Below are 21,865 nucleotides of genomic sequence, written 5' to 3' on the forward strand. Positions count from 1 at the left end.
ATCACTCCGCACACTAACGAATCCGAAACCATGGCGAGAACAAGAAAAACTTTCTGGCTATTCGCGGCCCTGACTCTAGGCATTGGGCTAGGCGTCACGGTGGGCCGGACCAACCCGTCCGCCCCACAGGCTCCAGCCGCCGCACCCGCGCCCAAGCCAGCCCTGAATGTCGACGTCGTCCAGCCCGAAATCCGCGACCTGCCCCTCAGCCTCACGGCCAATGGCTCGGTGGCGGCGTGGCAGGAGGCCATCATCGGTGCCGAGGTGGGCGGCCTGCGGCTGGTGGACATCAACGCCCAGGTGGGCGACATCGTGCGCAAGGGCCAAGTGCTGGCGGTGTTCGATCAAGAGCGGGTCGCCGCCGACGTGGCGCAGAGCCGGGCCGCGCTGGCCGAGTCCGAGGCCAATCTGGCGGAAGCCAAGTCAAACGCCGGGCGGGTCCGGCAAGTGGTGGATTCCGGTGCCCTCAGCGAGCAGCAGGTGGGCCAGTACCTCACCGGCGAAAAAACCGCCGAGGCCCGGATGCGCTCCGCCAAGGCGCAACTGGATTTGCAATTGCTCAGGCTGCGCCACGCGAAAGTGGTGGCGAGCGACGACGGGGTGATTTCCAGCCGCAGCGCGACGCTGGGCGCGGTCGCCGCCGAGGGGCAGGAATTGTTTCGCTTGATCCGCCAGAACCGGCTGGAATGGCGGGCCGAAGTGACCGCCGCCGAGTTGCAGCGGCTCAAGCCCGGCGTCGCGGCCAGCGTGGAAGTGCCCGGTGCCGCGCAGGTGGTCGGCAAGCTGCGCATGGTGGGTCCGACCCTGGACGATCAGAGCCGCAACGCCCTGGTTTACGTGGACCTGCCGGACGCGGGAAAAGCGGGGTTCAGGCCGGGCATGTTCGCCCACGGGGAATTCCAGTTGGGCAACCAATCCGCCCTGACCGTGCCGCAGACGGCGCTGTCGTTGCGGGAAGGATTCAGCTATGTGTTCCGGCTGGGGGAAGAAAGCGGTGGACTGGCCCGCGTCAGTCAGATGAAGGTGCAACTAGGGCGACGCACCGGGGATTGGGTGGAGATTACCTCTGGTCTCGCGGCGGGGGATAGGCTGGTGGCGGGCGGGGCGTCGTTCCTGGCCGATGGCGATACGGTGCGGGTGGTGCGATGAACGTCTCCGCCGCCTGCATCCGCAACCCCATCCCGGCCCTGATGCTGTTCGTGCTGCTCACCTTCGGCGGCTTGCTCAGCTTCAAGGCCATGAAGGTCCAGAACTTCCCCGACCTGGACCTACCCACGGTGTCCGTCACTACCAGCCTGCCCGGCGCCTCGCCCCCGCAATTGGAAACCGAGGTGGCGCGGAAGATCGAAAACGCCGTCGCCACCCTGCAAGGCTTGAAGCACATCACCACCACGGTGCAGGACGGCAGCGTCACCCTGACCCTGGAATTCCGGCTGGAGAAGCCGGTGGACGAGGCGTTGGACGACGTGCGCTCGGCGGTCTCCAAGGTCCGGGCCGACTTGCCCGCCGACCTTCGCGACCCCATCGTCACCAAACTGGATTTGGCGAAATCGCCCATCCTGGCCTTCACCGTGACGTCCGCCCGGCGCGACGATGAAGCGTTGTCCTGGTTCGTGGATGACGCCGTGACCAAGCGCCTCCTGGCGGTGCCGGGGGTCGGCGCGGTCACTCGGGTGGGCGGGGTCAGCCGGGAGATTGCCATGGCCCTCGATCCGGTCAAGCTGCAATCCATGGGGGCCACCGCCACCGATATTTCCCGCCAGTTGCGCGAGGTGCAGCGGGAGAGCGCGGGCGGACGCACCGACCTGGGCGGCGGCGAGCAGCCTGTTCGCACCCTGGGCAACGTGGTGTCGGCGGATGAATTGCGCTCCATGGAATTGTCCCTGTCCGATGGGCACCGCATCCGGCTGGACCGGCTCGCCACTGTCAGCGACACCGTGGCCGAACCCCGCGCCTTGGCCCTGCTCAACGGTCAGCCGGTGGTGGGCTTCGAGGTCACCCGCAGCCGGGGGGCCAGCGAGGTGGAAGTGGGCGCGGGCGTCCACCAAGTCCTGGACGATCTCCGCGCCGCCAATCCCGACCTCACCTTCACGCTAGCTTTCGATTTCGTGGCCCCGGTGGAGGAGGAATTCCACGGCTCCATGGCCCTGCTGTACGAGGGCGCTTTGCTGGCGGTGCTGGTGGTGTGGCTGTTCCTGCGGGACTGGCGGGCGACTTTCGTATCCGCCGTGGCCTTGCCGCTGTCGGCCATTCCCACGTTCATCGGGATGCACCAGTTCGGGTTCAGCCTCAACGTGGTGTCGTTGCTGTCCCTGTCCCTGGTGGTGGGCATCCTGGTGGATGACGCCATCGTCGAGGTGGAAAACATCGTCCGCCACCTGCGCATGGGCAAGACGCCCTATCAAGCGGCCATGGAGGCGGCGGACGAAATCGGCCTGGCGGTCATCGCCACCACCTTCGCGCTCATCGCGGTGTTCCTGCCCACGGCCTTCATGAGCGGCGTGGTGGGGCGGTTCTTCAAGCAATTCGGCTGGACCGCCGCCCTGGCGGTGTTCGCCTCGCTGGTGGTGGCGCGGATGCTCACGCCGATGATGGCGGCGTATTTGCTGAAAAGCCCGCTGCTCGTAGTCCCGCCCCCCCGACTCCGCTCAGGGCAGGCTTCAGGCGGTTCTTCCCTACCGAAGGACCGCCTGAAGGCGGGACTACAAACGGGGGACGGCTGGGTGATGAACACCTACATGAAGCTCGCCGCGTGGTGTCTGCGCCATCGCTTGATGACGATCATCGGCGCGGCGGCGTTCTTCGTCGGCTCCTTGATGTTGATTCCGCTGTTGCCCACCGGCTTCATCCCGCCCGACGACAATCCCCAGACCCAGGTGTTTGTTGAACTACCGCCGGGCGCGACCCTGGCCCAAACCCGCGCCTCGGCGGAACAAGCCCGTCAACTAATTGCCGCCGTGCCTTACGTGAACAGCGTCTACACCACCATCGGCGCTGGTTCCGCTGGCAACGATCCGATGGCACCGCAATCCGGCGGCGAGGTGCGCAAGGCCACCTTGACCATCACGCTGGCGCAGCGCCAAGACCGGCCCGTGCGTAAGCAGGTGATCGAGAACGACATCCGGCTAGCGCTGCAAGCCTTGCCGGGCGTGCGAACTAAAGTTGGTTTAGGCGGATCGGGAGAGAAATACATTCTGGTGCTGAGCGGCGATGACCCAGACGCCCTAGGTCGCGCCGCCCGCGAGGTGGAGCGCGACCTGCGGACCATTCCCGGCCTGGGCAGCATCGCCTCCAGCGCGGCCTTGGTCCGCCCGGAAATCGCCGTGCGGCCCGACTTCGCCAAGGCCGCTGATTTAGGCGTCACCTCCGCCGCCATCGCCGAAACCTTGCGTATCGCCACCGTGGGCGATTACGACTGGTCGCTGCCCAAGCTGAATCTCGCCTCCCGCCAAGTGCCGGTGGTGGTCAAGCTGGCCGCCGATGGCCGTAAGGATTTGGCGCTGCTGGAACGGCTGACCGTGCCCTCGGTGAAGCCCGGCGTGGGTCCGGTCATGCTGGGACAGGTGGCTCGGCTGGAACTGTCCAGCGGACCCGCCGTCATCAACCGCTATGAGCGCTCCCGCAACATTAACTTCGAAATCGAGTTGTCCGGGATGCCCTTGGGCGATGTGGCCCAGGCGGTGGCGAACCTGCCCAGCCTCAAGGCGCTGCCCCCCGGCGTGAAGCAAGTCAATGTCGGCGATGCGGAGATGATGGCGGAACTGTTCGGCAGCTTCGGCCTCGCCATGTTGACCGGGGCGCTGTGCATCCTCATCGTGCTGGTGCTGTTGTTCAAAGACTTTTTGCAACCCGTGACCATTCTCGCCGCCCTGCCCTTGTCCTTCGGCGGCGGCTTCGTGGCGCTGCTGGTGGCGGGCAAGGCGTTTTCCATGCCTTCGCTGATTGGGCTGGTGATGCTGATGGGCATCGCGGTCAAGAATTCCATCCTGCTGGTGGAATACGCAATCGTGGCCCGCCGCGAACACGGGATGAGCCGCTTCGACGCGCTACTGGACGCCTGCCACAAACGCGCCCGCCCGGTGGTGATGACCACCATCGCCATGGGGGCCGGGATGCTGCCGATTGCTCTGGGCATGGGTGAGGCGGATTCGTCGTTCCGCAGCCCGATGGCGATTGCGGTCATCGGTGGCTTGGTCACGTCCACCGTGCTGAGTTTGTTGGTGATACCGGCGGCGTTCACCTATTTGGATGATCTCAAGAACGGGCTGATGCGGCTCTGGCGGCGGGAGGGGGCGACGCAGGTGAAAAATGTGGGCGGGGTGGCGACTGAGCTGGAGGGGTGAGTTCAACCGTGGGAGCGGGCTTCAGCCCGCGACATCTTGATCGACTCGTGGGCTGAGGCCCACTCCCACCTCGCCTGTCGATGCGGCCAAACTTTCCAACGCCGCCAACTCCTCCGGCGTGTTCACGTTGGCAAACAACTCGGGCCGGTCGCTAAAGTCGGCCAGGGCCAGCGAATGACGCCGCAACCACGTTTCCACCTTCCGCCCGCCCTCGGCGAGATAAGCCGCCAGATCATCGGCCAACCGCCGCTCCGCCAGCAGAAACACCGGGTGCAGCCGTTGCCCATCGTGCGCCGCGCAAAGCTCGGCCTGCGTCGCCGCCATCGTTTCGACTAGCCGCGCCAGCCAGCGCCCCGTGACCAAAGGTGAATCACACGGCGCGGTCAGCACGTAAGGCGTTTCCGCCGCCCGCATCGCCGACAGTAGCCCGGCCAGCGGGCCATCAAAGCTATCCGTCTGGTCGGCCACCACGGGATAACCGAATGATTCGTACGTCTCGCGATGACGGTTGGCATTGATGAGAATCCGCCCCGCCACCGCCTCCAAAGCTTCCAGCGCGTGAGCCACTAAGGGCCGCCCCCGGAACAAAATTAGCCCCTTGTTGCCGCCACCCATGCGCCGCGCCCGCCCCCCTGCCAGCACCACGCCAGTTATGTTTGCCCGATCCAAAATCATGGTGATATAAGCTAAAAATCAATGACCCATCTCTAATTGGAATTTTCCCTGCGACTTCCCATGCGCCGGTACTTCGCCCCGATTCTCGCACTCCTCGCTTTGTGCCTGCCAGCCTGCGCCACACAACATCCGCTGCGGGAACCCCCGTATTACCAGGCCGAAACCGCCACCAAACCCTATCAAGACGTGCTGGCCGAACTGGAACTCGCCATCACCGAGCGCAATTTCCGCATCACCGGCCACAACAAAATCGGCAGCGTCATCCGCGAGCGGGAAAAGATCGACTTCCCCGACTACGACACGATCCAGTTCTGCAATCTCACCCTGGCCCGGCAAATGCTGGAAATCTCGCCGGAGTCCGTGGCCTACATGCCTTGCAATATGACCACACGCTTTCAGGGCGGCAAGGTGATCGTCACCACGCACTTGCTGCCGACCGATTCGCCCGACGCCCGTTTCAACGAGTTTGCCCAGGGCATGAACCAGCAGCTTAAAGAGATTGTGGATTTCGCTGTCGAAGACTGAATTGCCCTGCTTTCATCCGCTGCACTATCATGCGCGGCTTCGTTTGACTATCCGCTGAACCACCATGAACCGAAACAGCCCCCCGCCCTCCCTCCGTTGGTCTGCCGCCATCGTTGCGGTATTCGTGGCTTTTTCCAGCCCCGCCGCGACCCGCCATGCAACGCCGAAAAATGCCCCGCCCGCCAAGGAAGCCACCGCGCCCAAAGAACCCGTCAATGATTTTCCCACCCAGGCGCGGGTCGAATATGTCATGCAGTGCATGGCGGAAAAAGGCGGACAGAATCTCGACAATATGTACCACTGTGTTTGCGCGATAGACAAAATCGCCGCTCATATGGGGTATCAGGAATACTCCGAAGCGCTGACCTTTACCTATATGTTCGACACTCCCGGCGAAAAGGGCGGCGAATTCCGCGACCCGCCGCAATCGAAGGCATTGCGGGACAAGTTGAAGGCGGCGAGAAAGGACGCGGAGGGATGTTTTCCGGTGATTCCGGGGAAGGCTGAGGGGGAGAAGAAATAGCTGTCGGGCTAATCAACCATTTCAAATATACGTCTGGAGTGGAGCCTCCGGTTCTCTATTCATCTGGCAAAACTACGCGCCCTGGCAGCACCGCCATGAGTTCACAATGCACCATCCAGGGCGACGCTCCAAAATTCAATTAGCCATAAGCCCCTAATCACGTTATCCTGTCCTTAGTTTGTCGCGGCGCATCCCTGTATGAGCCTCGAGGATCCGCCCGGTCTCTCCCGCCCTTTTGAACGTCCCCAGCGTCGTTCAGACCCTCGCTTCCTCCCACAAACCTCCCGCGTCGCAACGTGATCCACCTTGGATTCGTCGGTTCCGCGCATTCATTCACTTCATAGCGGTATCGCCCCGCCCGGTTCAATCGGGTCGCCTACCCAGGAAAAACATTACATGGCATTTTCTTCCCTTGGCCTCGACCAAGCCCTCTTGCGGGCTATTGATGAGTCGGGCTACACGGTTCCCACGCCGATCCAGTCGCAATCCATCCCGGCCATCCTCGCCGGTCGCGATCTGCTGGCCGCCGCCCAAACCGGCACCGGCAAAACCGCCGCCTTCACGCTGCCCTTGCTGCAACGCCTGAGCGATGACGCCCGCGTCTCCAGCCGCCCCATGTCGGGCCGGGCACCGCGTGCGTTGGTCCTGGTGCCCACCCGCGAATTGGCCGCGCAGGTCAGCGACAGCATTAAAAAATACGGCAAACACACCTCGATCCGCAGCGCCGTGATTTTCGGCGGCGTCGGCATGAACCCGCAAATTGATACCTTGCGCCGGGGCGTCGATATTCTCATCGCCACGCCGGGCCGCTTGCTCGACCTGGTCGGACAAGGCGTCGCCAAATTGGGCGCGGTCGAATTCCTGGTGCTGGACGAAGCCGACCGAATGCTCGACATGGGCTTCATCCCCGACATCAAGCGCATCCTGGCCCTGCTGCCCAAGGTCCGTCAGAACCTGCTGTTCTCGGCCACCTTCGCGCCGGAGATTCGGACCCTTGCCGCTGGAATGCTGCGCAATCCGTTGAGCGTCGAAGTGGCCCCGCGCAACGCCCCGGCGGAAAGCGTCGAGCAGCGCGTCTACCATGTCCGCCGCGAAGCCAAGCAAACCGTGCTGGCCCAACTCATCCGCGATGGCAACTGGGGCCAGACATTGGTGTTCACCCGCACCAAGCACGGTGCCAACCGACTGGCCCAACAAATGGAGCGGGATGGGTTCCAGGTCGCCGTGATCCACGGCAACAAAAGCCAGAACGCCCGGACGCGGGCGCTGTCCGACTTTAAGGAGGATCGCGTACAGGTCTTGGTGGCGACCGATATTGCCGCCCGTGGCTTGGATATTCGTGAGCTTCCCCATGTGGTGAATTACGAGTTGCCCGATGTGCCGGCGGATTACGTGCATCGCATCGGCCGCACGGGCCGGGCCGGGGCCGTGGGCGAAGCGGTCTCGCTGGTGTCGTCCGAGGAGTCCATACAACTGCGGGACATCGAGCGCTTGCTGGGCAGGAAGCTGCCAGCGCAGAAAGCGGAAGGTGATTTGGGTCCGCTCCCGAAGCAGGAACCCGCCGCGCCGTCACGCAGCCATCCCAGCCGTGCGGCCCCCTCTCGCCCTGAGCTACGTCGCGGCTCACGCCAAAGCCACACCGGTGCCCGCCGCCGCGCTTTTTAAATCACCACGCGAACCCAACGGTTCACGCTTACAGGAGAGTCACCATGCTTAGAATCTACGCCGGTAATTTACCGGCTGATTGCACCGAAAAAGAATTCAACGATTTGTTCGCGGAATTCGGTCGGGTCCGCTCCATTGAACTGGCGCGGGATATTTTCACGGGCCGTTGCCGTGGTTTCGGTTTTGTGGAAATGGAAGGTCACGAGGCCCGGGCCGCGATTGGCGGCTTGAATGGCCGCAATCTGCGCGGCAACAGCCTGCGCGTCAACGAGGAACGGCCGCGCGGGAAGCGCGGTGGTCGGCGGCATTGAGCTTGCCGGAAAGCACCGTGGTCGATGCCGGGGATTCCGGGTGCGCATTAAGCATAAGTACCTACAGAATCCCTTGTAAAAACGGTGTTTACTTTGTAGGTCGGCGAGCTTAGCTACGGTTGCTCGACGGTTGTTGGTTGGTTTGATTGGTTTGTCTTTTGTCCCTGTTAGGAGTTTTTTGTGAGTAAGAAATTGTACGTCGGCAACTTGAGCTACAGCGTCAGCAACAGCGAACTGGAACAGATGTTCGCGCCGCACGGCACGGTGGAATCCGCCCATGTCATCATGGACCGCGACACCGGACGCTCGAAGGGCTTCGGCTTCGTGGAAATGGGTTCCGACCAGCAGGCCCAGGCCGCTATTTCCGCGTTGCATGGCAAGGAAATCGGTGGTCGCAGCCTGACGGTCAACGAGGCCCGTCCTCGTGAAGATCGCGGTGACGGCGGCGGCTTCGGCGGTGGTGGCGGCGGCGGTCGCCGGACCGGCGGTGGTTTCGGCGGCGGTCGCCGTTTCTAAGCCCGTCGGCGCGATTGGGGACGCCGACTTCGGTATTCGCCTCGCCGTGATTCCGGGTCGGCGTTCCGTCGCTGTCCACTCCCCCGGGGGATAGGGTAAGCCCTGCTCTCTAATGGCGGCTAAGGGATGACATCGCTTCAAACGGTGTTATCCCTGACGGGCCATTCCCCCAACCTCCCCGCAACGGGCGAGGTCTTCTGTCCTGATCCCCCTTTCGCAGCCCAAGGAGCCATTATGGATGACGGCTTAACCCACGAGCAGATTGAGCGATTCCGGTCCCGCCTACGCGACCGCTTTGAGGCCTTACGGCGCGGGGTGCGGGAGGAGGTGCGTCGCTCGGACAACGAGCATTTCACCGACGTGGCGGGCGAGGTCCATGACCCCGAAGAAGCCTCCGTGGCTCATTTGGTGATCGACGTCGATCTGGCGAATATCGACCGCCACATCAACGAGATTCGGGATGTGGAAGCGGCCCTGCTGCGCATTGCGCGGGGCGAGTACGGTATTTGTCGGGACTGCGAGCAACCCATTCCCCTCGCCCGGCTGGAGGCCAATCCCGCCGCCGAGCGCTGCATCGCCTGCCAGACCGATTTGGAGCGGGCCGAGGCACAAATCCAAACGCCGCAGGTCAGCCTGAGATCATTGTGAACGCACCGTCAGACATAAAAAAAGCCGCGAATGCGGCTTTTTTTATGTGAGCGGAAAAACGTCACGGCCTGTCGTCGGCGGAGCCTTCCTTGTCCGGCAGAAGCAGGTCAGCCCGGCTGACGCCCAGCCTGTAGGCCAGCGCGCTGGCGACATAGATGGACGAATAGGTGCCCACCACGATGCCCACCACCAGCGCCAACCCGAAATTGCGCAGCACTTCCCCACCCCAGATGGCCATCGCCATGGCGGTCAGGAAGGTCAGGAACGAAGTCATCAGGGTCCGGCTCAGGGTCTCGTTGATCGACAGGTTGATGACATCCAGCACGTCGGCCCGGCGAACCTTGCGGAAGTTCTCGCGAATCCGGTCGAACACCACGATGGTGTCGTTGAGCGAGTAACCCATGATGGTCAGCACGGCGGCGAGAACGGTGAGGTCGAAGTCCAGTTGCAGGATCGAGAAGAAGCCCAAGATCATGGTGATGTCGTGCAGGGTCGCCAGGATCGCGCCCAGCGAGAACCGATATTCGAACCGCCAGCCGACATAAATCAGGATGCACACTGTCGCCAACATGAGCGCGAGGACGCTGCCTTCCACCAAATCTTCGCCCACCTGGGGTCCGACGAATTCAATGCGACGCACTTCCGGCTGGTCCGCCGGGTTCTTCTTGAGCGCCGCCAAGACTTCGCTGCGTAAATCCGTCGCGCTGGTGCCTTCGTGGGGGGCCAGCCGGATCAATACATCCCGGGACGTGCCGAAATTCTGCACCGTGGGATTGCTGAACCCCTTCTCTTCCAGGGCCGCCCGGATGCCGGGGAGGTCCGCTGGGTTCTGATAGCCCACCTCAATGACGGTGCCGCCTGTGAAGTCGATGGCGAAATTTAATCCGTTCCATGCCAGGGACACGATGGACCCGATGCTCAACAAGAGGGACGCGATCACCGCGATGCCCCGCTTGCTCATAAAGTCGATCCGGTAAAGCCGGGGAGGGGTTGCTGCTGCCAAGGCTTGATTCTCCATCATTCTGAAATCCCGTTTAAATCCACAGCTTCGCGGCGCGTTTCTGCCCGTAGATGAAGTTGACCATCATGCGGGTGCAGCTTACGGCGGTGAAGAGCGAAGTGATGATGCCGATGGTCAGGGTCACGGCGAAGCCCTTCACCGGCCCGGACCCAATGCCGAACAGCATGATGGCCGCCAGCAGGTTGGTGACATGGGAGTCCCAGATGGTGGCGAAGGCCCGGTCAAAGCCCGCATAAATCGCCGCCTGCGGCGAGGCACTGTTGCGCAGCTCCTCCTTGATGCGCTCGTAGATCAGCACGTTGGCGTCCACCGCCATGCCCACGGTCAGGGTGATACCGGCGATGCCGGGCAAGGTCAGGGTGGCCTGCATCGCGGACAGAATCGACAAAATCAGCGCGACGTTGAAGATGAGGGTGAGGTTGGCGACGATGCCGAAGACCTTGTAGTAGCCCAGCACCACCAGGGCCACCAGGGCGAAACCGATGATGAAGGACCGCACGCCCTGGGCGATGTTCTCTTTGCCGAGGCTTGGACCCACGGTGCGTTCTTCGACGATGTCAACTGGCGCGGCCAGGGCACCCGCCCGCAGCAGCAGGGCCAGATTGCGGGCCTCTTCGGTGCTGTCGAGTCCGGTAATTTGGAAGCGCTTGCTGAACTTGTCGCGGATCGTGGCGACGTTGATGACCTCCTCCACCTTCTTCTTGGAAACCACCTTTTGGCCGTCGACCTCCTTGGTCTCGGTCTTGTTCTCGATGTAGACCACGGCCATGGGCTTGCCGATGCTTTCCTTGGTCGTGTCGCCCATCTTGCGGGCGCCGGGACCGTTCAGGGTCACGAATACGGCGGCGGAACCGGATTCCTGCGCCAGACCGGAAGAGGCATCGACGATCTGATCGCCGGTCACGATGATCTTGCGTTGCAGCAGGATCGGCTTGCCGTTGCGCTCCTTGAAAAGCCGGGAGCCGATGGGCGTCTTGGTTTCGTCGGTTGGGGTCGGATGCTCGGTGTCTACCAAGCGGAATTCCAGGGTGGCGGTGGCACCCAAAATTTCCTTGGCGCGGGCGGTGTCCTGCACTCCGGGCAATTGGACGACGATGCGGTCGTCGCCCTGCTGCTGGATCACCGGCTCGGCCACGCCCAGCTCGTTGACGCGGTTGCGCAGGGTGGTGATGTTCTGGGCCACGGCCAGACGGCGGATTTCGCGGCTTTCCGGCTCGGACAGCTTGCCGATCAAGACATTGTCCCCTTCGGTCAGGACCAGTCCTCGGACTTCGCGCTTGATGATGTTCTCGGCTTGACCCAGGGTCTCGCCATCCTGGAACTTGACCTGGATGGTCTGGTTGTCCCGCTCCACCGAGAGGTAGCGAACCTTCTGTTCGCGCAGCAGCGAGCGGATGTCTTCCGCGTAGCGTTCCTCGGCCTGCTTGACGGCGGCATCCATGTCAACCTGCATCATGAAATGCACGCCACCCCTGAGGTCCAACCCCAAATACATGGGCTGGGCACCAATGGAGCGCAGCCAGTCCGGCGTGGCGGGCGCCAAGTTGAGCGCCACCGTGTATTTCGAACCCAGGCTACCTTCCAGAAGGTCGGCGGCTTTAAGCTGGGCTTCTGTGTCGGAGAAGCGGATCAGCAGGCGCTTTTCCGTCAGTTCCACCGACTTGGGCTTCAGTCCCCCGTCGGCGAGCGCCTTCTCGGATTGGACGACGGTGCTTTGATCCAGCTTCGTACCGCGTGTGGGGGAAAGCTGTACCGAGGGGTCTTCGCCGAAGAAGTTGGGCAAGGAATAAATCACCGCCAATGTCAGGATGACGATAATCAGCAGGTTTTTCCAAAGAGGAAAATGGTTACGCATGGTTGCTGCCTTTGAACGCGGTGCCGGGTCGGGGCACCGTCAGCCGTTGATGTGCCTTGGGATCAAGATTTGTCGGCCTTTTTCTTGGCCTTGTAGGTTCCTTTCGGCACCAGCGACGCCACGGCATGTCGCTGGACATGCACGATGACGCTGTCCGACAGTTCGAGTTGCACGAAATTGTCGTCGAGGTCCACGACCCGGCCCAGAAGGCCACCCGTGGTGACGACTTCGCTGCCTTTGGTGAGCGCCTGCACCATGTTTTTATGCTCTTTGGTGCGGCGTTGCTGGGGAAGCATGAACAGGAAGAAGAAGACGAGCAAGATGCCCAAGGGCAAGATCAAGCCCGCGAAACCGGGTTCTTGTGCCGCTACCGGGGCACCTTCCGCCAGTGCGCTAGAAATGAAGAAATCCATGATTGATCCTTAACTTATCGTTTTTTAAAGCCCGGCATTATTACACAAAATCCTTGCCATTTTCCTGCCGCGCATAAAAGGCCGCGACGAAGCTAGCCAGTTGCCCCGCTTCTATGGCTTCCCGCAGCCCAGCCATAAGCTCTTGATAGAAATAAAGATTATGGATGGTGTTGAGGCGGGCACCGAGGATTTCGCCGCACTTGTCCAAATGCCGGAGATAAGCCCGGCTGTAGTGTCGGCAGGTATAGCAGCGGCAGTTTTCGTCGAGCGGGCGGGTGTCGTTCCGATAGGTCGCGTTGCGGAGCCGGATGGCACCTTGATGGGTAAACAAGTGGCCGTTGCGGGCGTTGCGGGTCGGCATGACGCAATCGAACATGTCGATCCCTAAGGCCACCGCCTGAACGATGTCCTCCGGGGTGCCGACGCCCATCAAATAGCGCGGTTTATCCGCTGGCATATGCGGCAGCAGCGCCTCCAGCACCCGCGCCCGGTCCTCCTTCGGCTCGCCCACCGACAAGCCGCCAATGGCATAGCCGTCGAAGCCAATGGCCTTGAGTCCGGTGACGGATTCCAGCCTTAATGCCTCGTACATCCCGCCCTGCACGATCCCGAACAGCGCCGCCGGATTATCGCCATGGGCTAGGCGGCTGCGCTCCGCCCAGCGCAGCGACAGGCGCATGGAGTCAGCCGCTTGTTCGTGCGTGGCGGGATACGGCGTGCATTCATCGAAAATCATCACGATGTCCGAGCCTAAAGCCCGCTGCACGGCCATGGACTCTTCGGGTCCAAGGAACACCGTGTCGCCGTCGATGGGCGATTGAAAGCGCACGCCGGCTTCGCTGATTTTGCGCATGGCGCCCAGGCTGAATACCTGAAAGCCGCCGGAATCGGTCAGGATCGGCCCGTCCCAGTGCATGAAATCGTGCAAGTCCCCATGCAGGCGGATGATGTCGGTGCCGGGCCGGAGCATCAGGTGGAAGGTATTGCCAAGGATGATGTCCGCGCCGATGTCGCGGAGTTCCTCCGGCGTCATGGCCTTCACCGTCCCATAAGTGCCAACCGGCATGAAGGCCGGGGTCCGCACCCGGCCACGCGGAAAGACGAGTTCGCCGCGCCGGGCGGGGCCATCGGTGTTGGTTACTGTGAACTGCATGGGATTTGAGCTTTTCGGCGTCCAGAAACGCAATCGGCCCACCGAGTGGGTGGGCCGATTGGCGAATCAATCATTACTGTGATTGGTGCCGATGGTCGGATTTGAACCGACACGACTTTCGTCACCACCCCCTCAAGATGGCGTGTCTACCAATTTCACCACATCGGCTTACTGACTAGATGCGAAATCATGGAAGGCTTATTTGGCCGGTTGCGCCGGTTTGGGAGTCTCGGTCGGCGCGGGCAAATCGGGCTTCTTTGCGGCGGGCGCTTCGTCCACTACGGGAGGAAGGTCACGCTTCGATGGCTCCATTTGCTGCGTGGCATCCATGATGTCATCCGATTTATTATCCGTGTTTCCGGCCAAGTAGGCAAGCGTTAGGCTGGTCACAAAGAACAGCGTCGCCATGATGGCCGTGGTGCGAGAAAGGAACGAAGCCGCGCCGCGTGCGCCGAACAAGGTATTCGACGTGCCGCCAAAACCCGCGCCCGCATCCGCGCCGCGTCCCTGTTGGAGTAATACCAGTCCCACAATCGACAACGCGACCAGGACATGAACAACCATCAACGCTTGATACATAGCTAATCCACTTAAGCCGCGAGGCAAATCGCCAGGAAAGACTTGGCATCCAACGAGGCGCCACCGATCAACCCACCATCCACGTCCGGCTGGCCGAACAGCGCCACCGCGTTATCAGCCTTGACACTGCCGCCGTACAGGATGCGTAGCCCAGCGGCCACGTCCGGCGCAAGCGCGGCGATCTGACCACGAATATAGGCGTGGACTTCCTGCGCCTGCTCGGTGGTGGCCGTGCGTCCGGTGCCGATGGCCCAAACCGGCTCGTAAGCGATGACGGCCTTCGCCAAGGACTCAACGCCGCACAGATCAATGACGGCCTTGAGTTGCTCGTCGATGACCGCGAAGGTGTTGCCCTGCTCGCGTTCTTCCAAGGTTTCGCCCACGCACAGGAGCGGCAGAATGCCGTGTTCAATCGCCTTGGCGTAGCGGGCGGCGACCAGCTCGTTCGTCTCTTTGTAGAGGGCGCGTCTTTCGGAGTGTCCGACGATGGCGAGCGTCACGCCAAACTCGCGCAGCATCGGCGCGGAAATTTCGCCGGTATAAGCGCCTTCATCTTTATCGGCCACGTTCTGAGCGCCCACCTGAACGGATTTGCCAGCGAGCGCCTCGGCGATTTCGGGAATGAAAACCGTCGACGGGCATACGCCCACTTCGGCCTTGGCGTCGGCGGGCAACCCAGCCAGGATGTCCTCCGCCAATTTGCGCGCACTGGCGCGGGTGCCATTCATCTTCCAATTGCCGACTACGAGGGGACGACGAGCCATGTTTTGAAACTCCGGGTGCAGGGAAATCGCGGAAGCTTACTGAGTTAAGACGCGCATTTCAAGACAGGCGAATCTTTTGCGGCATCCCGGTCCCCGCCGCACTGGGCGTCAAATTGAGGGCCGTCACAAAAAGCCCGTCACGCCCGCCGCCCTTTTTGTATCCATTTATATCCACAGGCATCACAGTAGCACTTAACCCAAAAATTCGAGGGCGTTCGACAACTTTCCCCTATCCTCAAAGTTTTTTTACTAACGTTTTGGCATTTTGGGCACGGCGGGATTTTTATCCTAAAAATCAGCCACAGCACCACCCCGGCAGCGAGCAGCAACCCGCCTGTGCCGACAGCAAACCATAGCAATACCTTGTTTTTTGAATCAGGAACCGAAGCCTGCGGCTGGCTGGCTTTTTCCTTCTCTTTCAGTTTGGCATCGCGCAGATATTCCTCTAACCCAGGTGCCTGGGACGAGTTACCTACATATCGCGAAGAACGATTAACCGACCAGGAATTATTATTATCCGCGCAGAGCCTCCCAAAATATGCTCCGGGATTTGTCCTTCGAAGCTTAAGAAGGGACGGATTCCAGACCACTTGGCGCGATTTGGCTATTCCAACGGCTTCCGTAGTGCTTTTAATATTCTGCTTGTGTGATTTGGCCAACCCAAACAAACCACTCCCGAAAGCACTCGACCACTTAATTTGTTCGCCGCGCTCATAAACCCTTATTGTTTGGCCTGCCGCCCCATTAGAGGCATATAATAAAATTGCCAGGAATGGCCAGATTCTTTTCATAATAAACCGCACTCATAAAACCAAATCAAATACCAAATGCGGCCATTCCGTTTAGACCATCCCGTCAGTTATGGCAAAGAAAGAAATTTCAGAAATTTCATATACCCAATAACAACAGGAGCTTTACCACGTATTTCAATCCAACAACACCCCCTCGAACGAGTGGTTTTCCACCAAGCACATTTATTAGTTATCGCAATGATTGGGCAAGCGACTTTCGGTGTGACTCGATAGGCTGCCCCAACCCGCGCCGACAAGAGCCTACAGCATCGCCCGGCCCGGTTCAAATACACCTTCCTGTGTGGTTCGGCGCAACCCGCCGCGCCTTCGTCGGAGACTATCACGTCAGAGCGTAAGACATTTTAATCAATCACTTATAACTCAGTTTTTCGACTTGGCGCAAAAGTCGCTTCCGCTTGGTCACTCTTAAACAAGCGACCTTGATCGAGAACGACCACCCCATGAACGCGACCCCTACCCCCAACAACCGTCGTAATGCGCCGCCCCTAGTGAAAATTTCCAGCCTCGTAGCCTTAATGGCGCTGGCCGGACCCGGCACCGCCGATGATTTATTGCAGGACGCCGGTAGTTGGCTGCAAATCGTCGGCGAGGGCAGCCTGAAATCCATCGACCCAAGCCTGGAGAAAGGCCGAATCTGGGTAGAAGGCCAGTCCCGCTGGGATGGCGACTGGAACCACTGGTATCAGGGCATGGCGCGGGTGGCCTTGGGCTACTCGCTCAGCGACCGGGCCACGGTCTGGATGGGCTACACCTTCCTGCCCACCCAGAACATCGGCAAGCCCTATATCGCTCAGCAGGACGCCTGGCCCGCCTTCCGCTATGTGCTGCCCACCGACTTCGGCACGTTCACATTCAGGACGATATGGGAAACCAATTTCCTGCGCGGTCCCGATGTCCGGGAAAGGCCGCGCCAGATGATCCGCTTCACCCATCCCTTGGAATTCGAACCGCGCCTGACCCTGGTGGCCTGGGACGAAGTGTTCATGCGGGTCAACAGCACCCAATGGGGCGGCAAATCGGGCTTCGACCAGAATCGGGCCTTCGCCGGGCTGGGCTGGACTTTCAACCCCAACGCCCGCGTTGAACTCGGCTATTTAAACCAATACCTCGACAACGCCACCCACACCGCCGAAACCATGCATCATTTAATGATGGGTTCCCTGTTCGTCAACCTCTAACCGTCGGACCCTGTGCTACCCTGCCCCCTCGCCACCCTATCGAGACGACCATGCCAAACAGCCTATTAATCATTGAAGACGAAGCCCTGCTGGGCCAGGAATTGACCCGCCATTACCGCCGGGCTGGCTGGGAGGTGGAGTTGGCGCGGAGCCTCGGCGACGCCCGGCGGCTCATGGAAGAGCAACACCTGGAACCACTGATTATCCTGTCCGACATGAACCTGCCGGACGGCAACGCGCTGGACCTGATGGAGCAGATCAAGGGCCGCTTGGCCCATTGCGAATGGCTGTTCCTGACCGGCTATGGCAGCGTGCAGGAATCGGTGCGGGCCTTGCGCTTGGGTGCCTACGAGTTCTTGGAAAAGCCCTGCGAGATGGACCGGCTGGACCTCGTGCTGGCCAGCGCCTCCCGTAGCGCCCTGGCCCAGCGGCGACTGATCGAACAGGCCGAATTGGGCCATCGGCGCTATTCGCCCGAGGCGTATGTGGGCAAGAGCGCCGCCGCCCAGCACACGCGGGACATGCTGGCCCGGCTGAACCGCGTGCCGTTCAGCGCCATCGTCATCGGCGGGGAGACCGGCACCGGCAAGGGCTTGGTGGCGCGTATCCTCCATTACGGCGGCAAGCGGGCTACCAATCCGCTGGTGGAGTTGAACTGCGCGGCCCTGCCCCGCGAGTTGCTGGAATCGCAGTTGTTCGGCCACGAGGCGGGCGCTTTCACGGGCGCGACGGGGCGACATCGGGGGCTGATTGAACAGGCCGACGGCGGCACGCTGTTCTTGGATGAAATCGGCGAAATGTCCATGGATTTGCAGGCCAAATTGCTGAAGGCCATCGAGGACCGCAAGTTCCGGCGGCTGGGTTCGGAGCGGGAGATTTCGGTGGATGTGCAAGTGCTGGCCGCCAGCCACCGGGACTTGGAGGGCATGGTCCGTAGCGGCGAATTCCGCAGCGACCTGTACCATCGGCTGAGCGTCTTCAAGCTCACGCTCCCGCCGCTGCGCGATGTGAAGGAAGACCTGGAGGAGCTTGTCCCGCTGTTCATCGCCGAGCTTAACGTCAAGGCCGGCAAGCAGGTCAAGATTATTCCCAACGAGGTGTGGGCCGCGCTCCGCGCCCATGACTGGCCGGGCAATGTGCGGGAGTTGCGCAACGTGGTGGAGCGCTGCGTGCTGTTCGCGGATGGGCCGATTTTTCCTCTTCAATGGCTGCAATTGCCGGGGCGTCAGACCTTGGTGCCGGGACACGGCCAGGCGGTTCCGCCCGAGGCCGATGGGCTGTTCATTCCGCTGGATGGCAGCATGGACTTGGACGACATGGACCGCTATATCATTGAGACCACGCTGAACCGGCATTCCGGTAATGTCACGGCCACCGCCCGCGCTTTGGGGACGACCCGCGAGACCTTGCGGTATCGAATTCGGAAGTATGGGCTGAAGGAGCCGGTGTAAAGAGAATATCCGAGCCCTCTGCCAACCTGACTGGAATTCCGCAGGTCGGGCACGCGCTCATGCCCAACCTGCCCGGTTGCCGCTTCAAATCGGGGAAATTGTTTCCGGCCATATCCTTCTCAATTTTGTGAGGCGATAACTTTTGCTGTCCGGGACAGCAGGGGTTATCGCGTTACAACCGCCTGCTGCGCTATATTCCCCTCTCGATAAAAATGAATGGGCGGTGTCCATTACCGGGCCATCGCCTTCACTCGATTGGGGAATAGCGCTTCATGGCCGCACGAAATCTCACCAGCCACGCCTAGAAACCCATGGCCTCCCGGTGGACGCGGTCCATATCCAAGAAGCGCCTGTCGCGCACGCCACGATTTTGCCTTCCCTAATCCACCCATCACGGCCATCGCACGCCATGGATACCTGGACCTTCGACGACCAAAGCTGGCAGCGCACCCCCGATCAGCGGTTTAAGCTGGAGCATTTTCGCGGCTTGTCCGCGCCCGATAACCTTCTGGATACCCATGCCCTGGCCAAGGCGGTGGGTGCCCATGAATGTCCCGAGGAAGGGGACGGGGTGCTTTATCCGGGTCCATTCAAGCATTCCCCCGTGACCGGCAAGCCCTTGCCCGCCGCGCCCGCCGAGTTCAAACAGACCTGGCTGCCGCCCTTCGGCAACGGCCTGCCCTCAAGCTGCCTGGGCCTGCGCCAGACCGCGCTGAGCGTTGATCTTCCGAGCCGCCCGAAAGTCGTTGCTGACGCCGCCGCCCCGGACCCGGAAACGCGGCTGCCCCTGCCCCAGCCCGGCGAATACCACTTCCTGGTCGGCAATCTGAAAACCCGCGTGCCCTGGCTGTTGGCGATCAACTTCCGGCAGGGCCGAATCCACCTGCATTCGGGCCAAGCTTGGATTGAATTGAAGCATCAGGAAAAACTGCTGCCCGGATCGTCCCTGCCAGCGACGCAGTGGGGCGCATGGCTGGACGAGGCCGACGAGAAATGCCTTTACCTACCGACGGACGAAGGCTTGGCGATTCTCGATATTAACGTTCTGCGGGCGACCTACCACCTCACCCTAACGCCGGGCCATTGCCTCGGTGCGCCGACCCGCCTGGACGCCTGGATCATGGTGCCCGCGCTGACACCGGAGGGCCGGGGGAGAATTCTGCGGGTGGCCCGTCACGACGATAGCGTGGCGGATTGGCTGGATTACGCGGCGGCGGACACGGGCGAATCATTCAATATCCCGCTGGCGGACTCGCGCCAAATCCTCTGGCTGAACGCACGGACCCAGGCGCGGGTGAAGCTGAACGTGGACAACCAGCCAGTCGCCGACCGCCTGCCCTGGCCGGAGGGCATGATCCCGCGTTTTGAGTTCGGCGGCGCTTATCAAGCCCGCAATGGCGAGTTGTGGCAGATTTGCTATGACGAGGAAGCCGGGAATTACCATTACGTGCAGCTAGGCCGCCACAACCCCGACCAACGGCCCTGCCGCTCCCCCAGCCTGACCTCGGGAACGGCCTGTTTCGTCCAGGCCAGCCCGCTGCCCGGCCCCCCATGGAACGACACCGAACTGGTCAACGAGGCAGCGACCGGCACGGTGGTCATCCCGCTACTGGAAGCCCCCGGCCCGGCGGTTTTGTGCGCACGGGTCGAGTGGATCGGCGGACTGGAAGCGCTGTTCGAGAGCCTATCCCCCCTCCGCGTCCATTACGATTGGTTGGGCCATGACGGCGACCGGCGCTTATTCACCCACAAGTTGGCGCAACCCTGGCTGGCACGCCCCTTCGTTTATCGGGGATGGCTTTACCTATACCACCCCGACATGACGGATATTCCCGGTTGGCAATTGGCGTAAGCAACACACTAAAAACACCATGATTCATGTGATGGCGGGCCTCAATTTTTATGCAAATCATGGGGCAATTCAAAGCAGGGCATTGTTTTGCCTGATACTGTTATTTGGAGGCTTGCCAACAACGGCTTCCGCCAGTATTCAACAAGCCTTCCTAGTGCAGAATTCGGGCTGGATGGAACCGTTTTACACCGACCCGAACTCTCAACTAAAACCCCTGATTGCCGCCATCGTCGAAGCCACCACGCAACCCGACGAAACCTTCTACCTTTCCGCCTTCAACCAAGCCACGGCGGAGAATGAATCTCCCCGGCTGGTTTATCCGAATCCACAAAACACCTCGGCCCGGCAAGCCATCAATGGCATCGAATTGGCCCGTAAAAACAAGGCTGGCACCCTGGCCGATACTGATTTCACGGAAGCCGTCTCGAAGACCATCCTCAATCAGTTTCAAAGCCAGCCGGGCATCATTTGGATATTCACCAATAACCGCAACAGCCCGAACAACGATCAGGACACCGCCCGCCGTAACGGGGAGTTTTATCACTTGCTGCACAATCAGCGGCATATTAACCGAACCCTGGTTTATCCATTGGCTATGCCGGTGCGCGGCAAGGTCTACCCCGCCGCGCAAGGCTTGATGGTTTACGCGCTAGCCTATGGCGAAGCGGCAGAAGTCCGTCTGCTGGAATTGATCGCGGATTCCCGCCTAACCCAAGTCTTGACCGCCGCTCCGGCCCGCCTGAAACCCCTGGACCGGGAATCCATCCGCCTGACCCCCAAGCGGATACTCGATTCCCCCAAGGTCAATATCCGGCTGGCCGATGACCGAATAACCACCATCCTCGAAACCGCAGCGTCCGAGCAACAACCCGGCGTGACGATTCAGGCGGAGTTGGAGAATCTGTTTTATCCCTACCGCATCGAGTCCGCCAAAATCACCGCCCAATTCCTGGGCGATGGTTTCCAACACCCCTTGCAAGTCACGCCAGAAGCCCTGGACTTCCTGTCTCCAGGTGCCAAGCTGGAAGCCTCCGTGTACTTCCCCATACCCTTGGCGCAGATTCCCTCGGTCTGGTCTTGGACTCAACTCAAGCGCCTGGGCACTCAGTTGAATTTGCCGGGCGTTATTCGGATTGAATTGACCCAGCAGCGCTTGGCGCTTGACCCGGTTTTCATCCAGCGCTTGCGCAGCAATTTCCCCAACGACCCGATCTCCGAGATTTTCACGCCATCCGACGAAGTGCAGAATTCCAGCGTCGAGATACCCTTATCAATCCGCGTCAATTACCCGGTTTATCCCATGGTGGTGTATATCCTACTGGGATTATTGCTGTTGGCCGGACTGGGGTGGCTTCTGCAAAGATTCACCCGGCCCCGCCCGATGATATTCAGGGTGGATGGCGTGCCCCGGAAATTCAGCCTGAAACCTTGGGAAACCCTGCCGATCAAGTCCCAGACCGGAGAAACCATTGGCGAAATAAAAGGGGGGCCGCTTGGCCCCATTGTTGTCCGTGTCGCCCCTGGGCACACGATCAAACCAGACCCGTAACCCCCCATTCGTTCGTAGTCCCGCCTTCAGGC

General features: G+C 61.1%; 20 protein-coding genes and 1 tRNA gene. 12 read left to right on the top strand and 9 right to left on the bottom strand.

What is annotated here, in order from left to right; translation table 11 throughout:
* Positions 1-30: 30 nt before the first annotated feature.
* Entirely contained in the window at positions 31-1,149 is a 1,119-nt protein-coding gene (locus tag ACXWUF_RS04825) for an efflux RND transporter periplasmic adaptor subunit (protein WP_458493550.1), read from the top strand.
* On the top strand, positions 1,146-4,343 hold the full coding sequence (locus ACXWUF_RS04830) for an efflux RND transporter permease subunit (RefSeq protein WP_458493531.1): 3,198 nt from the start codon (positions 1,146-1,148) through the stop codon (positions 4,341-4,343). Before ACXWUF_RS04825 ends, ACXWUF_RS04830 begins: the two co-directional genes overlap by 4 nt.
* A gap of 21 nt (positions 4,344-4,364) precedes the next feature.
* On the opposite strand, the gene mobA is transcribed toward ACXWUF_RS04830, so the two are convergent.
* Positions 4,365-5,018, bottom strand: coding sequence for a molybdenum cofactor guanylyltransferase MobA (gene mobA, locus ACXWUF_RS04835; protein WP_458493532.1), 654 nt, complete (start codon positions 5,016-5,018; stop codon positions 4,365-4,367).
* A gap of 60 nt (positions 5,019-5,078) precedes the next feature.
* Here mobA and ACXWUF_RS04840 point away from each other — a divergent pair, with 60 nt between their 5' ends.
* From ACXWUF_RS04840 to ACXWUF_RS04865, 6 genes are all read left to right on the top strand, one after another.
* On the top strand, positions 5,079-5,543 hold the full coding sequence (locus ACXWUF_RS04840) for a DUF302 domain-containing protein (protein ID WP_458493533.1): 465 nt from the start codon (positions 5,079-5,081) through the stop codon (positions 5,541-5,543).
* 64 nt (positions 5,544-5,607) lie between these two features.
* A complete protein-coding gene (locus ACXWUF_RS04845; protein WP_458493534.1) occupies positions 5,608-6,066 on the top strand; it encodes a hypothetical protein in 459 nt (152 codons plus the stop codon).
* A 396-nt stretch (positions 6,067-6,462) separates the two neighbouring features.
* On the top strand, positions 6,463-7,731 hold the full coding sequence (locus tag ACXWUF_RS04850) for a DEAD/DEAH box helicase (RefSeq protein WP_458493535.1): 1,269 nt from the start codon (positions 6,463-6,465) through the stop codon (positions 7,729-7,731).
* A 44-nt stretch (positions 7,732-7,775) separates the two neighbouring features.
* On the top strand, positions 7,776-8,042 hold the full coding sequence (locus ACXWUF_RS04855; protein ID WP_458493536.1) for an RNA recognition motif domain-containing protein: 267 nt from the start codon (positions 7,776-7,778) through the stop codon (positions 8,040-8,042).
* A gap of 180 nt (positions 8,043-8,222) precedes the next feature.
* Positions 8,223-8,558 (top strand): RNA recognition motif domain-containing protein, encoded by a 336-nt coding sequence (locus tag ACXWUF_RS04860; RefSeq protein ID WP_458493537.1) that lies wholly within the window; start codon positions 8,223-8,225, stop codon positions 8,556-8,558.
* A 234-nt stretch (positions 8,559-8,792) separates the two neighbouring features.
* The gene (locus tag ACXWUF_RS04865; RefSeq protein WP_458493538.1) at positions 8,793-9,206 is read left to right on the top strand and encodes a TraR/DksA family transcriptional regulator; all 414 of its coding nucleotides are present in this window, start codon (positions 8,793-8,795) and stop codon (positions 9,204-9,206) included.
* A 61-nt stretch (positions 9,207-9,267) separates the two neighbouring features.
* Here ACXWUF_RS04865 and secF read toward each other — a convergent pair whose 3' ends face one another.
* From secF to ACXWUF_RS04905, 8 genes are all read right to left on the bottom strand, one after another.
* A complete protein-coding gene (secF, locus tag ACXWUF_RS04870; RefSeq protein WP_458493539.1) occupies positions 9,268-10,209 on the bottom strand; it encodes a protein translocase subunit SecF in 942 nt (313 codons plus the stop codon).
* Positions 10,210-10,240: 31 nt separating this feature from the next.
* Positions 10,241-12,082: a protein translocase subunit SecD gene (gene secD / locus ACXWUF_RS04875; RefSeq protein ID WP_458493540.1), complete on the bottom strand. Its 1,842-nt coding sequence runs from the start codon at positions 12,080-12,082 to the stop codon at positions 10,241-10,243.
* Between the two features lie 62 nt (positions 12,083-12,144).
* The gene (yajC, locus tag ACXWUF_RS04880) at positions 12,145-12,495 is read right to left on the bottom strand and encodes a preprotein translocase subunit YajC (protein ID WP_458493541.1); all 351 of its coding nucleotides are present in this window, start codon (positions 12,493-12,495) and stop codon (positions 12,145-12,147) included.
* Positions 12,496-12,535: 40 nt separating this feature from the next.
* A complete protein-coding gene (gene tgt / locus ACXWUF_RS04885) occupies positions 12,536-13,648 on the bottom strand; it encodes a tRNA guanosine(34) transglycosylase Tgt (protein WP_458493542.1) in 1,113 nt (370 codons plus the stop codon).
* An 83-nt stretch (positions 13,649-13,731) separates the two neighbouring features.
* Positions 13,732-13,816 (bottom strand) — tRNA-Leu (locus tag ACXWUF_RS04890).
* 30 nt (positions 13,817-13,846) lie between these two features.
* Positions 13,847-14,227: a preprotein translocase subunit SecG gene (secG, locus tag ACXWUF_RS04895; RefSeq protein WP_458493543.1), complete on the bottom strand. Its 381-nt coding sequence runs from the start codon at positions 14,225-14,227 to the stop codon at positions 13,847-13,849.
* Positions 14,228-14,238: 11 nt separating this feature from the next.
* Complete coding sequence (gene tpiA / locus ACXWUF_RS04900) at positions 14,239-14,991, bottom strand: triose-phosphate isomerase (RefSeq protein ID WP_458493544.1); 753 nt, start codon at positions 14,989-14,991, stop codon at positions 14,239-14,241.
* A 137-nt stretch (positions 14,992-15,128) separates the two neighbouring features.
* Complete coding sequence (locus tag ACXWUF_RS04905) at positions 15,129-15,782, bottom strand: hypothetical protein (RefSeq protein ID WP_458493545.1); 654 nt, start codon at positions 15,780-15,782, stop codon at positions 15,129-15,131.
* A gap of 461 nt (positions 15,783-16,243) precedes the next feature.
* Between ACXWUF_RS04905 and ACXWUF_RS04910 the strand changes: the two genes are divergently transcribed.
* The 4 genes from ACXWUF_RS04910 to ACXWUF_RS04925 all read left to right on the top strand — a co-directional run bounded on the left by ACXWUF_RS04910 (position 16,244) and on the right by ACXWUF_RS04925 (position 21,833).
* Positions 16,244-16,981 carry a DUF2490 domain-containing protein gene (locus tag ACXWUF_RS04910; protein ID WP_458493546.1) on the top strand — a complete coding sequence of 246 codons (738 nt, stop codon included), beginning with the start codon at positions 16,244-16,246 and terminating at the stop codon, positions 16,979-16,981.
* Positions 16,982-17,031: 50 nt separating this feature from the next.
* Complete coding sequence (locus ACXWUF_RS04915) at positions 17,032-18,432, top strand: sigma-54-dependent transcriptional regulator (protein ID WP_458493547.1); 1,401 nt, start codon at positions 17,032-17,034, stop codon at positions 18,430-18,432.
* A gap of 409 nt (positions 18,433-18,841) precedes the next feature.
* Positions 18,842-20,284: a hypothetical protein gene (locus tag ACXWUF_RS04920; protein WP_458493548.1), complete on the top strand. Its 1,443-nt coding sequence runs from the start codon at positions 18,842-18,844 to the stop codon at positions 20,282-20,284.
* A 172-nt stretch (positions 20,285-20,456) separates the two neighbouring features.
* A complete protein-coding gene (locus tag ACXWUF_RS04925; RefSeq protein WP_458498905.1) occupies positions 20,457-21,833 on the top strand; it encodes a hypothetical protein in 1,377 nt (458 codons plus the stop codon).
* The last annotated feature ends 32 nt before the right edge of the window (positions 21,834-21,865 follow it).

The sequence above is a fragment of the Methylomagnum sp. genome, assembly GCF_054333355.1.